The following is a 13002-nucleotide window of genomic DNA, read 5'->3' as shown; positions in this document are numbered from 1 at the left end:
CGGCTATTTGGGCACTGCCTGGGCGCGCCAGGTGGTGAGCCAGTCGACCGATCCGCGGCACTCGGGCATCGAACGCGCCTCGACCAGCCGGAACATCGCCCCATCCCAGACATAGGCTTCAGCGCTGCCGCAATCGCCGATGCCGCGGCCCTTGCTGTAGCTTTCGAGCCGGCCGTTCTTCGCGTCGAAGCTCGCATTGACCAGCTCCTGCGGGCCCTCCGCGATCATGCCGGGCGAGACGTCGAAGCGCGCGCGCACCGGGGCGCCGTTGCCCGAGAGGATGTAGGGCGCGGTCGAAAAATTATAGGCGCCGCTGCCGCACGGGAGCAGCACCAGCGTCTTGCCGCCGCCGAGCGCGTGCACTTCGGCTCCGGGAAGCTCACCGGTGCCGCCCTCATAGACGCTGCCGCACTCGCTCGACTTGTCGAGTGCCCTGCGCATCGCGGGGGTGAAGCGCGCGGCGGCGCCGATGGGCCGGACATAGGCAATGCGCGGCAATACGGGCGGCGCGGGCACCGCACTCGCCGGCTTGGCGCCCTTGGCCACCGCCGCGGTCATCGTGCCCACGCGGCCCTGCTCGGCGTCGATGAAGCGCAGCGCCGCCGAGGAGCCCTTGAGCGAGGCCATGCCGGTGACCGACGTCTCGTCGCCGACGCGCAGGTCGGTGCCGTCGACCATCGCCGCGATGATGCGCGCGGCATCGGCGCCGGTGAAGCGGAGCAGATCGTTCTTCGGCACGGCCCGGATGCTGAAGCCGCGCTCGGTGCTCACCTGCACCGGATCGCTGCCCGAGTTGCCGGGAAGCTGGATCTCGACCGTGAAGCCGCCCGCCGGCCCCGCCGCGCGGTCGATCGAGACCGACACCTGGTCGTAGGGCGAGCCTTCCTCGGGCTGGCTGTCGTCGGGCCAGATCGAGGTCATCTCGCAGCGCTTGGCGTTGTCGCAGGCGACGACCCAGGCGCCGAAGGACTTGATCGGTCCCTGTTGCGGAGCAGCCGCCTGGGTCAAGGCGAGCAGCGCGATCGTCAGCATGGATTCCCCCTTCTAGCCGTTTCGCGAGCGAGTCGGTAGGACGCCTGCATATCAGATTTCGGAGAACAGGCATGCAGACGGTTGGCGTGATCGGCGCGGGGCAGATGGGGGCGGGAATCGCCCAGGTTTCGGCGCAGGCGGGCTATCGCGTACTGCTGTCCGACGTCGATCAGGCGCGTGCCGAGAAGGGCAAGGCGGGAATCGCCAGGCAGCTCGCGCGCGCGGTGGAGAAGGAGAAGATCACCAGCGAGGCGATGGACGCGGCGCTGGCGAACATCGAGTGCGTCGCCGGCACCGACGCCTTCGCCCCGTGCGACCTGGTGATCGAGGCGGCGACCGAGCGCGAGGCGATCAAGCGCGAGATCTTCGCCAATGTCGGCAAGGTGCTGGGCAAGGACGCGATCCTTGCCAGCAACACCTCGTCGATCCCGATCACGCGGCTGGCGCAGGCCTCGCCCGATCCGGCGCGCTTCATGGGGGTGCATTTCTTCAACCCGGTGCCGGTGATGGGCCTGATCGAGCTGATCCGCGGCCTCGCCACCAGCGACGCGACGGTCGCCGCGGTCGAGGCCTATGGCAAGACGCTGAACAAGCGCATCGTCCATGCCAACGACGCGCCCGGCTTCATCGTCAATCGCGTGCTGATGCCGTTCCTCAACGAAGCCTGCTTCGCGCTCGGCGAGGGGGTGGCGACGATCCCCGACATCGACGCCGCGATCCAGCTCGGCCTCAACCACCCGATGGGGCCGTTCACGCTGGCCGACTTCATCGGGCTCGACACCTGCCTCGAGATCACCCGGGTGCTGTTCGAGGGAACCGGCGACCCCAAGTTCCGCCCCGCCCCGTTGCTGGTCAAATATGTCGAGGCCGGCTGGTACGGGCGGAAGAGCGGCCGCGGCTTCTACGACTATTCGGGCGCGGAGCCGGTACCGACGCGCTGATCGCGGGCGCGGAGATGGGCATCGACCACCTCGACCAGCCGGTCGAAGCCCTGGTCGGTGCCCGCCACCGAGAGCGTGATGTCGCCGCCTCCCATAAATTTGCTCACACCCGACAGCTTGCCGAGCGTTGACCCCCCAGGATAGTGCTCCGGCACATCAAGCCACAGGCACAGGAATTTGTTGTACTGGATCGCCTGTTTCTCGACCCGGACGATCGCGCTCCAGGGAATCACCTGATCCGACCAGCGCCGCCAGAGAATGCCACGGGAATCGATCTCCATCACGGGACCGGCCCGGAATACCTGTCGCACGCCCACCACGGCAAACCCGCCGAAGACAAGAATCGCAAGCCAACCGAAGCCCCAGACCATCGCGGGATCGCTGAGACGACGACTGGCGGCTTCCTCTGGGTTCACAATCAGCCAAATGCCAATCGCGACAAAGCCGACCGAGATCAGCGTGAGTCCCAGCGTTTTGCCTTTCGACACGTGCGCGACGAAGCGCTCGCTCATGGCAACAACAACCCCGCCAGCGCCGCGCTCATCAGGTTCGCCAGGCTGCCCGCGACCAGCGCCTTGATGCCGAGCCTGGCGATCACCGGGCGCTGGTTGGGCGCGAGGCTGCCGGTCGCCGCCATCTGGATCGCGATCGAGCTGAAATTGGCGAAGCCGCACAGCGCAAAGGTGATGATCGCGACGCTGCGCGGGCTCAGCCCCGCGGTGGTGCCGAGGTTGAGGAACGCGACGAACTCGTTGAGCACCATCTTGGTGCCGAACAGGCTGCCCGCGGCACCGGTCTCGGCCCAGGGGATGCCGATCAGGAACATGATCGGCGCGAACACCGTGCCGATCACGCCCTGGAAGGTCAGCGTGGGGTAGCCGAACCACCCGCCGACCACGCCGAGCAGCCCGTTGGCGAGCGCGACCAGCGCGACGAAGGCGAGCACCATCGCACCCACCGCGACCGCGATCTTGACGCCGATCTGCGCGCCCATCGCCGCCGCCATGATGATGTTGGCGGGGCGCTCCTCCTCGATGTCGTGCTCGACCGCGCGGATCGCCGCTTCCTCGGGCTCGGCCGGCGCCTCGCCGTCGAGCGGGAGTTCGGGCTGCTTCGCCGGCTCGTCGGGCATGATGATCTTGGCCATCAGCAGCCCGCCCGGCGCGGCCATGAAGCTCGCGGCGAGGAGATATTGGATGTTGATCCCCATCGCCGCATAGGCCGCGAGGATCGTCCCCGCGACACCCGCCATGCCGACGCTCATCACCGCAAACAGCTGCGCCGGGGCGAGGCTCGCGAGATAGGGGCGGATGACCAGCGGCGATTCGCTCTGGCCGACGAAGATGTTGGCGGCCGAGCATAGCGACTCCACCTTGCTCACCCCGGTCACCTTCTCGATCGCCCCGCCGATCCACCGGATCACCAGCGGCATGATGCGCAGATAATAGAGGATCGAGACCAGGCTGGCGAAGAAGATGATCACCGGCAGCGCCGCGATCGCGAAGCTGTGCCCGCCCATCTCGGGCTTGGCGAGCGGGCCGAAGATGAAGTCGGTGCCGGCCTGGGCATAGCCGAGCAGCGCCGAAACGCCGCGCGCCATTCCTTCGATCACCGAGCGGCCGGCGGGGACGTAGAGCACGAGCACGGCGATGCCGGCCTGCAGCGCGAAGGCGGCGCCGACCACGCGCAGCCGGATCGCGCGGCGGTTGGACGAGAGCAGGACGGCGATGCCGAGGATCGCGGCGATGCCCAGGATACCGATCGGAAGATTGTTCAAGTGAGAAGCCCCCAAGCGCCACGTCTGTCGCGCGGCATATGGGGCTGCAGCATAGCGCACGATTCGCGCATCGCTAGGTGCTTCCGTATCCACGGAAACCGGGCTAGCAACGGCCATGCACACTCCGGCTCCGCTCTCGCGCTCGCTCTTCACCCTCTCGATCTTCTACGGCGGCATGGTCTGCATCGCCGGCGTGCTGGGCAACAAGCAGGTGGCGCTGGGGCCGCTCGCGGTGGAAGCCGGCATCTTCGCTTTCCTGCTGCTGGTCGCTGTCTCCAGCGCCGTCGCCGAAATGCACGGGCGCACGGTGGCGAACCGGCTCGTGCTGCTCGGCTTCATCCCGCTGCTCGCCTCGATCGCGCTGACCGCGTTGGTGCTGACCCTCCCGCCCGCCGCCGACATGCCGGCCGAGCGCCGCGCCGCGTTCGACATGATGATGGGCGGCACCTGGCGCATCTGGCTGGGCGGGATCACCGCCTATGGCGCCTCGCAGCTGCTCAACGTCACCATCTTCAGCGCCTTGAAGCGCGAGGGCGGCAAGATGATGTGGCTGCGCGGCGCGATCGCGGGCGTGCTGAGCCAGATCGTCGACACGCTGATCTTCATCACCGTCGCCTTCTACGGCGAGTTCCCGATCGGCCACCTGCTGATGGGCCAGATGCTGGCCAAGGTGGTGCTGTCGATCGTGCTGATCCCGGCGCTGATCGCGGGCTTCGTCGCGATCGGACGGAGCCTGGATCGCAGCGCCTGACGAGGCGGCCTGACAGCTGGCCGCGGCATCCTCCGTCGGGTAGGGCCGCTAACGACCCCATAGCGGACATGAAGACCGCAGTGGCAAGACGCTTGCCATGGAAAGCTCGACCATAAGTTTTGCCGGATACACGTTTGATGCCGACAAAGGCTGCTTCACCTGCCAACATGTGATGGATGGAGCACCAGTGCTCCTCTTCGCGCATGAGTCAGATGGAGATTTACAGTTTCTGTGCGGAGCAAGTGGCCACGACTTCGATACGCAATGTCGCTGGCTGCACGCGTCACATGTCTTGGAATGGCAGCCTGATTTGCTCTTTCTGCCTACCGTCGAAATGGGCTTTGAAGCGGAACGCACACGCGCGGGTGCACCATGGAGTGTATCTCCCATTCCGGATTACGATTGAGGTCCGCAAACCACCAATAGCCGACGCCGCGCTTGCAATGTTGGAATTCATTTGCTTGCGTCGTTCGGTGCCAAGCACCGCTCTTTGATTTCGTCGATTCCGAGCAACGCGAGTCTGCGCCCCCCCCCCACCCGACAAGGGCGACCAAGTTGACAGAATGAATCGCGTTCCGCGTAACTTTGTCAACTTCGCGACGGTGCGGCTTCGATGCCACCCCTCCGCCGCTTTCGCATCCCGGCAACTCGCGCTAATGCGCCGCGCATGACCGATCATGCCCCCGATCCCCGGATGCTCGCCAAGGCGGAGACGCTGACCGACGCGCTGCCCTACATGCAGCGCTATGCGGGCAAGACCTTCGTCGTGAAATATGGCGGCCACGCGATGGGCGATCCCGAGCTGGCGCGCGACTTCGCCGAGGACGTGGTGCTGCTCAAGGCGGTGGGCATCAACCCTGTAGTGGTGCATGGCGGCGGGCCGCAGATCGGGCAGATGCTCAAGCGACTCGGCGTCGAATCGCAGTTCGTCGGCGGGCTGCGCGTCACCGATGCCGAGACCGCGCGGATCGCCGAGATGGTCCTCGCCGGATCGATCAACAAGGAGATCGTCTCCTGGATCGGCGCCGCGGGCGGCAAGGCGATCGGCATCTCGGGCAAGGATTCGGGGCTGGTCACCGCGCGCAAGGTCGGCCGCAGCGAAGCCGATCCGCTGCAGGGGATCGAGCGCCATGTCGATCTCGGCTTCGTCGGCGAGCCGGTGGCGGTCGACGCCAGCGTACTGACCACGCTCTCGGCGCAGGGTTTCATCCCGGTGGTGGCGCCGATCGCGATGGGCGCCGACGGCCACACCTACAACATCAACGCCGACACGATGGCGGGCGCGATCGCGGGCGCGCTGGGCGCGTCGCGCTTCTTCCTGCTGACCGACGTGCCGGGCGTGCTGAGCAAGGACAAGGAGCTGCTCACCGACCTTGACCCCGGCCGCATCGCCGCGCTCAAGGCCGACGGCACGATCAGCGGGGGCATGATCCCCAAGGTCGAGACCTGCGTCGCAGCGGTCGATGCCGGCGTCGACGCCGCGGTCATCCTCGACGGGCGGGTACCGCATTCGATGCTGCTCGAAATCTTCACCACCCAAGGCGCGGGCACCTTGGTTCACCGCTGAGGCGTATTATATAGCTAATACGGTTGCCGCCGTGCCGGGCTTTCCGGTAGAAGCGCCAAGAAAACTCCGGAGGCCCTGTTGGATACCGCTCTCGCGATCACCTTCGACATCGTCCAGATCCTGCTGAACGTGCTGTGGTGGATCATCGTCGTCCAGGCGATCCTGTCGATCCTGATCGCGTTCAACGTGATCAACACCTATAATGATTTCGTGAGCGCGCTGTGGCGCGGGCTCAACACGCTGACCGAGCCGATCTACCGCCCGATCCGCCGCATCCTGCCCGATACCGGGCCGATGGACTTCGCGCCGTTCGTGGTGCTGATCCTGATCGCGGTGATCAACTATGCGGTGATCCCCAATCTCGACGCGGCGCTGGCCAGCCCCGGGATGTGAGCACGGCCTGGCAGGCGGCTGCCGAGGGGATCCGCATCGCGGTGCGGGTGACGCCGCGCGCGTCGATGAACGCGTTCCTGGCAGGGACGCCCGAACATTTCGCCGCCCGGCTCGCTGCCCCGCCGGTGGAGGGCGCGGCCAACGCGGCATTGACGGAGCTGGTCGCAAGGACATTCGGCGTGGCGAAGCGCGACGTGAAGCTGATCGCAGGCGAGACCGCCCGGCTCAAGCGGCTGACCATCGCGGGCGACGCTTCGGCGCTGGCGGCGATTGCCGCGAAGTTCTATGGGGCAGCGCATGACGGCTGAGATCATCGACGGCAAGGCTTTCGCGGCTGGCCTGCGCGCTCGCGTGGGCGAGGCGGCGGCGGCATTCGAGGCGCGGGCGGGGCGCAAGGCCGGGCTCGCCGTGGTGCTGGTCGGCGAGGATCCGGCGTCCTCGGTCTATGTCCGCAGCAAGGGCAAGGCGACGGTCGCCGCCAACATGGCGAGCTTCGAGCACCGCCTGCCCGCCGACACCGACCAGGCGACGCTGATCGCGCTGGTCGACCGGCTCAACGCCGACCCGCAGGTCGACGGCATCCTCGTCCAGCTCCCCCTGCCCGCGCAACTCGACGAGCAGGCGGTGCTGCTGCGGATCGACCCCGACAAGGATGTCGACGGCTTCCACCCGGTCAATGCCGGGCGGCTGGCGACGGGGATCGACGGCTTCGTCCCCTGCACCCCGCTCGGCTGCCTGATGCTGCTCAAGGACCAGCTCGGCGACCTCTCGGGCCTCGACGCGGTGGTGATCGGCCGCTCGAACATCGTCGGCAAGCCGATGGCGGCGCTGCTCACCCAGGCGAGCTGCACCGTGACGCTCGCCCATTCGCGCACCCGGGACCTGCCGGGCCATGTCGCACGCGCCGATATCGTCGTCGCGGCGGTCGGTCGGGCAGGCTTCGTCAAGGGCGAGTGGCTCAAGCCCGGCGCGACCGTGATCGATGTCGGCATCAACCGCGTCGACGGCGCGCTGACCGGCGATGTCGAGTTCGACAGCGCGGCCTCGGTCGCGGGCGCGATAACCCCCGTGCCGGGCGGGGTCGGGCCGATGACGATCGCCTGCCTGCTGCGCAACACGCTGGTCGCCGCGCACCGCCGCGAGGGCCTCGCGCTGGACCTGGCGGCGCTGTGATTCTCGCCGCCCTGCTGCTGATGCAGGCGGGGACGGCGGTGGCGGCCGAGCGCGACTTCAACCGCGCCGCGCAGACCGAAGGGCAATGGACCGCCTTTCGCCGCTACGCCACCGACGATGCGGTGATGTTCGTGCCCAGGCCGCGCAACGCCCAGGCCTTCCTCAAGGACCGCAAGGACCCGCCGATCGCGGTGCAATGGTGGCCGGCGGAAAGCTATGTCTCGTGCGACGGCAACATGGCGGTGAACACGGGACCCTGGGTGCGGCCGGGCGGATCGGGCTATTTCACCACCATATGGGTGCGCCAGGCCGGTGGCGGGTGGAAATGGATCTATGACGGCGGCGACGAGCTGAAGGCGCCTCGCCGCCTGCCCGAGCCGCCCAGGGTGCGCCGGGCGGCGTGCCGCGCCGTGCCGCCCTCGCCGCCCGCCGCCGCCGGACCGGACAGCGGCGCCGGCGCCTCGCCCGACGGTTCCCTGCGCTGGCGCTGGACGATGGCCCCCGACGGCAGCCGCGGCTTCACCGCCTCGCTATGGGACGGGCGACGCTTCGTGCCGGTGGTGGAGGATCGTGTCGCGCCGCAATGACGGCGCCGGCCGGCGCGTCTTTTCCGTATTTGCACTTGTGATGATGTAACGTTGCACTTACAGCGGCGCGGTTTGAGTCCAGGGACCGTGTATCCATGAAGCGTATCGCACTTCTCCTCGCCACCAGCGCCTTCGCCCTCCCCGCCTTCGCGCAGACCACCGACCATGCCGAGCGCGACGCCACCAGCCGCAGCGCGGTGCATGGCGATTCGGACGCCGATGTGGTGATCACCGCGCCCTATGTCGCCGATCTCGACCTGCTCGCGGGCGCGTCGGTGGTGTCGGGCGACGAGCTGGTGCGCGACATTCGCGGCCAGATCGGCGACACGCTGACCCAGGTGCCGGGGGTCTCGGCGACCTCGTTCAGCCCGGGTGCGTCGCGGCCGGTGCTGCGCGGCTTCCAGGGCGAGCGCGTGCGCGTCCTGTCCGATGGCCTGGGCACACTCGACGTGTCCAACACCTCGACCGACCATGCCGTGTCGATCGACCCGCTGACGGCCGAGCGGATCGAGGTGCTGCGCGGCCCCGCGGTGCTGCTGTTCGGCAGCCAGGCGATCGGCGGCGCGGTCAACGTGCTCGACCGCCGCATCCCGCGCGCGGTGCCCGAGAACGGATTCCATGTCGACGCGGTCGGCACCTATGGTTCGGCGGCCGAGGAGCGCAGCGGCGGCGCGGCGGTGGACGTCGCGCTCGACAAGCAGTTCGTGCTCCACCTCGACGGCAGCTACCGCAAGACCGACGATATGCGCACCGGCGGCTATATTCTGAGCGCCCCGCTCCGTGCCGAGCAGCTCGCAATCGCCGCCGAGGAGACCGCGGAAGGCCATCTCGACGAAGCGGCCGAGGCGACCGCGCTCGCCAACCAGCGCGGGCGGCTGCCCAACAGCGGGACGCGGACCTATACGGTGGGCGGCGGGCTCTCGCTGATCAACGACGGCGGAAGCCTCGGCTTTTCCGTCGGCTACTACGACACCGACTATGGCGTCCCCGCGCGGCCCGGCGCGGGCCATGCGCATGACGGCGGCGCGGAGGACGAGGGCGAGGAGCATGTCACCATCGGCCTCCACCAGCTCCGCGCCGACCTGCGCGGTGAGGTCAAGACCGGAGGCGGGTTCCTCGACAGCATCCGCGTCCGCGCGGGCTATTCGGATTACAAGCACACTGAGTTCGAAGGCTCGGAAACCGGCACCGTCTTCAACTCGACCGGGTTCGAGGGCCGGCTCGAGCTGGTCCAGGCGGACCGCGACGGCTGGCGCGGCGTGATCGGCTTCCAGGGCATGACCCGCGACTTCTCCGCCGTCGGCGAGGAGGCGTTCGTGCCCGAGAACACGACCGACCAGTACGGCCTGTTCACGCTGCAGGAGCTCAAGCTCGGCGGCGGGCTCGGGCTCGAGGGCGCGCTGCGCTACGAGCACACCAACGTCCGCTCCAATTCGGTCAAGCTGGGGCTCGACGAGGATGCGCCGGTCGGGCGGGTCGATCGCGGGTTCGACGCCTTCTCCGGCGCGGTCGGCCTGTCGTACGAGGTCGCCCCGCTGGTCAAGATCGGGGTCAACGCCTCGCGCGCGGTCCGCGCGCCCTCGGCCGAGGAGCTGTTCTCCAACGGGCCGCACGTGGCGACCCAGGCCTATGAGGTCGGCGACCCCAATTTCCGCACCGAGAAGAGCTGGGGCGGCGAAGTCTATGCGCGCGGCGCGCTCGGCGGGCTCAAGTTCCAGCTCGCCGGCTACGCCAACTGGTTCACCGACTATATCTACGAGACCGAGACCGGCCTCGAGATCGACGAGCTGCCGGTGTTCCAGTACCGCCAGGCCGACGCCCGCTATCTCGGCGTCGAGGGCGAGGTCTCGGCGACGCTGCTCAAGCAGGGCGGCTTCACGCTCGGCGGCAACCTCGTCGCCGACTATGTCCGCGCCACGCTCGAGGACGGCAGCCCGGTGCCGCGCATCCCGCCCTTCCGCGTCCTCGCCGGGCTCGACGCCAGCCACGGCCCGTTCGGCGGGCGGGTCGAGGTCGAGCATGTCACCAAGCAGTCGCGCATCGCCGCGTTCGAGACCGAGACCCCGGCCTTCACCCTGGTCAACGCCTCGCTCACCTGGCACCCGTTCGGCGAGAAGCGCGAGACCGCGCTGATCCTCTCCGCCGACAACATCTTCGACGTCGAGGCGCGGCGCCATGCCTCGTTCACCAAGGACTTCGTGCCGCTCGCCGGCCGCGACATCCGCGTGGCGGCGCGGATCAGCTTCTGAAGGGTTCTCCCGGCTGGCGTTGTCCCGCTTCACAGCGGCGGCAACGCCCAGTCGATCGCGCCGCGCCCGTTCGCTTCGAGAAATTCGTTCGCCTTCGAGAAATGGCGGCAGCCAAAGAAGCCGCCATGCGCCGAGAGCGGCGAGGGATGGACCGACTTGAGCACCAGATGCCGCGGATCGACCGACGGCGCCTTGCGCTGCGCGTGGCTGCCCCACAGCATGAACACCACAGGCTTTTCGCCGGCGTTGACATGCGCCACCACCGCGTCGGTGAACTTCTCCCACCCGCGCCCCTGGTGCGAGGCGGCGCGGCCCATCTCGACCGTCAGGCAGTTGTTGAGCAGCAGCACGCCCTGCTTCGCCCAATGCTCGAGAAAGCCGTGGCGCGCGGGCGGGATGCCGAGATCGGACTGCAGTTCCTTGTAGATGTTGACCAGGCTCGGCGGCACGCGCACGCCGGGCTGGACCGAGAAGCACAGGCCGTGCGCCTGCCCCTCGCCGTGATAGGGATCCTGCCCCAGGACCACGACGCGCACGTCCTGCGGCGGGGTCAGGTCGAGCGCGCGGAACCAGTCGCCGCCCCTGGGGAAGATGCGCTTTCCCGCCGCCTTCTCGTCAACCAGGAACTGGCGCAGCGACGCCATGTACGGCGCGTCGAACTCGCGCTGGAGCGGTTCGAGCCAATCGGGATGCAGCTTCACGGCCATGCGGTTTCCTTCCGGGCGCGACTGTGCGAACCACGGCGAGCCTGTCAACGAGGGAGAGCCGAGATGCCCGTCACCGGAAGCTGCCATTGCGGCAAGATGAGCTACACGCTCGAGGGCGACGCGCCGACCGCGGCGCTGGCGTGCAACTGCTCGATCTGCCGGCGCAAGGGCTATCTGCTCCACTTCGCGCCCGCGGAGCAGTTCACCGCGCATGGCGATCCCGATGCGACGACGATCTACCAGTTCAACCGCCACAATATCCGCCACACCTTCTGCAAGACCTGCGGCTGTGCGCCCTATGGCGGCGGGACCGGGCCGGACGGCAAGGCGATGGCGGCGATCAACCTGCGCTGCGCCGACGATATCGACCTCGATTCGCTGACCATCCACAAGTTCGACGGGGCGAGCCTCTAGATGTCCCGAACCCTCCCCCGCCAGAGGGAGGATATAAGTAAGGAGTTCCTCATGCACATGAACCACGACGCCACGGCGCCGGCCGCGGCGGAGATCAGCTTCGACCAGTTCCTGGCGGTCGACATCCGCGTCGGCACGATCCTCGCCGCCGAGCCGTTCCCGGAAGCGCGCAAGCCCGCCTACCGGCTGACGATCGACTTCGGCCCCGTGATCGGGGTCAAGCGCTCCTCGGCCCAGATCACCGAGCATTATGCGCTCGACGAGTTGCCCGGGCGGCAGGTGGCGGCGGTAGTCAACTTCCCGCCGCGCCAGATCGGGCCGATGATGTCCGAGGTGCTGACGCTGGGCTTCCCCGATGCCGAGGGCAAGGTCGTGCTGTTCCACCCGAGCGTCGCGGTGCCGAACGGCGGGCGGCTGTTCTGACGGCGGCGGTTGACAAGGTTGACGGAATGAAGGGGTTTGGCGCCAAAAGCGCCCGCGACGCGCCGGCAACGCGGCGGTGACGCGCCGCCGAAGCGGCGGTGACGCGCCATCGGCGCCGCGCCGGTGCGCCGGTAACGCGGCACCGACGCGACAGTCGCGCGCCGGCAACGCGGCGGTGACGCGGCACAAGCGCATCCATGACGCGGCGGAAAGGCGGATCGAATCGGATGGAAAGGCGTCCCGGTGCAGCATGGGACGAACCAGCTATCACGGATCGGGTGCTGTAGGAAAATGCCGTCCGCGCATCGCTCACACAATCCTCATGCCCCGCTCATGACGCTCATCGCCGGCGCGTGAGACCGGAAGGCCTCATCAAGACGAGGCTGAGACATGACGGCAATGACGCAGACGAAGCGGATCAACTGGTGGCGCGTGGCGCGCTGGAGCGCGGCGGCGGGGCTGCTGTGCGTGCCCGCGATCGCGATGCGCTACACCAGCGAGGTCGACTGGACCGCATCGGACTTCGTGGTGATGGGCATGTTGTTCGCCGCGATCCTCGGCGCCTACGACTTCCTCGCGAGCCGCGCCCCGAGCGTCGCCTATCGCGCGGCGTCGGTGCTGACGACGCTGGGGCTGTTCCTGCTCATCTGGATCAACCTCGCGGTGGGGATCATCGGCCATGAGGGCAACCCCGCGAACCTGATGTTCGCCGGCGTGATCACGATCCTGGTCGGCGGGGCGTGCGTCGGGGGCTTCAAGCCGGAGGGCCTGGCGCGAACGCTGTTCGCCGCCGCCGCCGCGCAGCTGATCGTCGGGGTGATCGCGCTGGCCGGCGATCTCGGCATCGAGGGACGGGGCTGGCCGCGCGACGTGGTCGTGCTGACCGCCTTCTTCACCGGGCTGTGGGTGACCGCGGGAACGCTGTTTCGCATGTCGGGGCGAGACGCGTAATAGGCGACGACCAGCAGCCCGGGACGGATGCGGCAAA

General features: G+C 68.3%; 16 protein-coding genes. 12 read left to right on the top strand and 4 right to left on the bottom strand.

Annotated features, from left to right (window positions below; genetic code table 11):
* Positions 1-3: 3 nt before the first annotated feature.
* Complete coding sequence (locus ACO227_RS08050; protein ID WP_423606725.1) at positions 4-1032, bottom strand: DUF1176 domain-containing protein; 1029 nt, start codon at positions 1030-1032, stop codon at positions 4-6.
* A gap of 71 nt (positions 1033-1103) precedes the next feature.
* Here ACO227_RS08050 and ACO227_RS08045 point away from each other — a divergent pair, with 71 nt between their 5' ends.
* Positions 1104-1973 carry a 3-hydroxybutyryl-CoA dehydrogenase gene (locus ACO227_RS08045; RefSeq protein WP_423606724.1) on the top strand — a complete coding sequence of 290 codons (870 nt, stop codon included), beginning with the start codon at positions 1104-1106 and terminating at the stop codon, positions 1971-1973.
* Here the strand turns inward: ACO227_RS08045 and ACO227_RS08040 are convergent.
* The gene (locus tag ACO227_RS08040; RefSeq protein ID WP_423606722.1) at positions 1940-2485 is read right to left on the bottom strand and encodes an STM3941 family protein; all 546 of its coding nucleotides are present in this window, start codon (positions 2483-2485) and stop codon (positions 1940-1942) included. The genes ACO227_RS08045 and ACO227_RS08040 overlap by 34 nt on opposite strands.
* Positions 2482-3750: a NupC/NupG family nucleoside CNT transporter gene (locus tag ACO227_RS08035; RefSeq protein ID WP_423606721.1), complete on the bottom strand. Its 1269-nt coding sequence runs from the start codon at positions 3748-3750 to the stop codon at positions 2482-2484. Before ACO227_RS08035 ends, ACO227_RS08040 begins: the two co-directional genes overlap by 4 nt.
* Before the next feature lie 115 nt (positions 3751-3865).
* Here ACO227_RS08035 and ACO227_RS08030 point away from each other — a divergent pair, with 115 nt between their 5' ends.
* From ACO227_RS08030 to ACO227_RS07995, 8 genes are all read left to right on the top strand, one after another.
* Entirely contained in the window at positions 3866-4501 is a 636-nt protein-coding gene (locus ACO227_RS08030; protein ID WP_423606719.1) for a queuosine precursor transporter, read from the top strand.
* 97 nt (positions 4502-4598) lie between these two features.
* Complete coding sequence (locus ACO227_RS08025) at positions 4599-4907, top strand: hypothetical protein (RefSeq protein ID WP_423606718.1); 309 nt, start codon at positions 4599-4601, stop codon at positions 4905-4907.
* Positions 4908-5168: 261 nt separating this feature from the next.
* Positions 5169-6068 (top strand): acetylglutamate kinase, encoded by a 900-nt coding sequence (gene argB, locus ACO227_RS08020; protein ID WP_423606717.1) that lies wholly within the window; start codon positions 5169-5171, stop codon positions 6066-6068.
* Positions 6069-6146: 78 nt separating this feature from the next.
* Positions 6147-6461: a YggT family protein gene (locus ACO227_RS08015; protein ID WP_423606716.1), complete on the top strand. Its 315-nt coding sequence runs from the start codon at positions 6147-6149 to the stop codon at positions 6459-6461.
* On the top strand, positions 6458-6769 hold the full coding sequence (locus ACO227_RS08010; protein ID WP_423606715.1) for a DUF167 domain-containing protein: 312 nt from the start codon (positions 6458-6460) through the stop codon (positions 6767-6769). Before ACO227_RS08015 ends, ACO227_RS08010 begins: the two co-directional genes overlap by 4 nt.
* Positions 6759-7634 carry a bifunctional methylenetetrahydrofolate dehydrogenase/methenyltetrahydrofolate cyclohydrolase FolD gene (gene folD / locus ACO227_RS08005; protein ID WP_423606714.1) on the top strand — a complete coding sequence of 292 codons (876 nt, stop codon included), beginning with the start codon at positions 6759-6761 and terminating at the stop codon, positions 7632-7634. The genes ACO227_RS08010 and folD overlap by 11 nt, the downstream gene beginning before the upstream one ends.
* Positions 7631-8221: a hypothetical protein gene (locus ACO227_RS08000; RefSeq protein WP_423606713.1), complete on the top strand. Its 591-nt coding sequence runs from the start codon at positions 7631-7633 to the stop codon at positions 8219-8221. The genes folD and ACO227_RS08000 overlap by 4 nt, the downstream gene beginning before the upstream one ends.
* Positions 8222-8316: 95 nt before the next feature.
* Entirely contained in the window at positions 8317-10470 is a 2154-nt protein-coding gene (locus ACO227_RS07995; RefSeq protein WP_423606711.1) for a TonB-dependent receptor, read from the top strand.
* 29 nt (positions 10471-10499) lie between these two features.
* On the opposite strand, the gene ung is transcribed toward ACO227_RS07995, so the two are convergent.
* Positions 10500-11177, bottom strand: a complete 678-nt coding sequence (ung, locus tag ACO227_RS07990) for a uracil-DNA glycosylase (protein ID WP_423606710.1) — start codon at positions 11175-11177, stop codon at positions 10500-10502.
* Between the two features lie 63 nt (positions 11178-11240).
* Between ung and ACO227_RS07985 the strand changes: the two genes are divergently transcribed.
* From ACO227_RS07985 to ACO227_RS07975, 3 genes are all read left to right on the top strand, one after another.
* The gene (locus ACO227_RS07985; RefSeq protein ID WP_423606708.1) at positions 11241-11591 is read left to right on the top strand and encodes a GFA family protein; all 351 of its coding nucleotides are present in this window, start codon (positions 11241-11243) and stop codon (positions 11589-11591) included.
* 51 nt (positions 11592-11642) lie between these two features.
* Positions 11643-12014, top strand: a complete 372-nt coding sequence (locus ACO227_RS07980) for a tRNA-binding protein (RefSeq protein ID WP_423606706.1) — start codon at positions 11643-11645, stop codon at positions 12012-12014.
* A 390-nt stretch (positions 12015-12404) separates the two neighbouring features.
* Positions 12405-12965, top strand: a complete 561-nt coding sequence (locus tag ACO227_RS07975) for a hypothetical protein (protein WP_423606705.1) — start codon at positions 12405-12407, stop codon at positions 12963-12965.
* Positions 12966-13002: the final 37 nt, after the last annotated feature.

The sequence above is a fragment of the Sphingomonas sp. MS122 genome (genome assembly GCF_049532975.1).
Classification (GTDB): Bacteria; Pseudomonadota; Alphaproteobacteria; order Sphingomonadales; family Sphingomonadaceae; genus Sphingomonas.
Note: the sequence above shows the minus strand (reverse complement) of the source record. Positions and strands in the feature narration are given on the sequence as shown.

Bases quoted from the DNA above. Each gene is read 5' to 3' on its own strand.
- ACO227_RS08050 (WP_423606725.1), bottom strand. From the start codon at position 1,032: ATGCTGACGATCGCGCTGCTCGCCTTGACCCAGGCGGCTGCTCCGCAA.
- ACO227_RS08045 (WP_423606724.1), top strand. From the start codon at position 1,104: ATGCAGACGGTTGGCGTGATCGGCGCGGGGCAGATGGGGGCGGGAATC.
- ACO227_RS08040 (WP_423606722.1), bottom strand. From the start codon at position 2,485: ATGAGCGAGCGCTTCGTCGCGCACGTGTCGAAAGGCAAAACGCTGGGA.
- ACO227_RS08030 (WP_423606719.1), top strand. From the start codon at position 3,866: ATGCACACTCCGGCTCCGCTCTCGCGCTCGCTCTTCACCCTCTCGATC.
- ACO227_RS08025 (WP_423606718.1), top strand. From the start codon at position 4,599: ATGGAAAGCTCGACCATAAGTTTTGCCGGATACACGTTTGATGCCGAC.
- argB (WP_423606717.1), top strand. From the start codon at position 5,169: ATGACCGATCATGCCCCCGATCCCCGGATGCTCGCCAAGGCGGAGACG.
- folD (WP_423606714.1), top strand. From the start codon at position 6,759: ATGACGGCTGAGATCATCGACGGCAAGGCTTTCGCGGCTGGCCTGCGC.
- ACO227_RS07995 (WP_423606711.1), top strand. From the start codon at position 8,317: ATGAAGCGTATCGCACTTCTCCTCGCCACCAGCGCCTTCGCCCTCCCC.
- ung (WP_423606710.1), bottom strand. From the start codon at position 11,177: ATGGCCGTGAAGCTGCATCCCGATTGGCTCGAACCGCTCCAGCGCGAG.
- ACO227_RS07985 (WP_423606708.1), top strand. From the start codon at position 11,241: ATGCCCGTCACCGGAAGCTGCCATTGCGGCAAGATGAGCTACACGCTC.
- ACO227_RS07980 (WP_423606706.1), top strand. From the start codon at position 11,643: ATGCACATGAACCACGACGCCACGGCGCCGGCCGCGGCGGAGATCAGC.
- ACO227_RS07975 (WP_423606705.1), top strand. From the start codon at position 12,405: ATGACGGCAATGACGCAGACGAAGCGGATCAACTGGTGGCGCGTGGCG.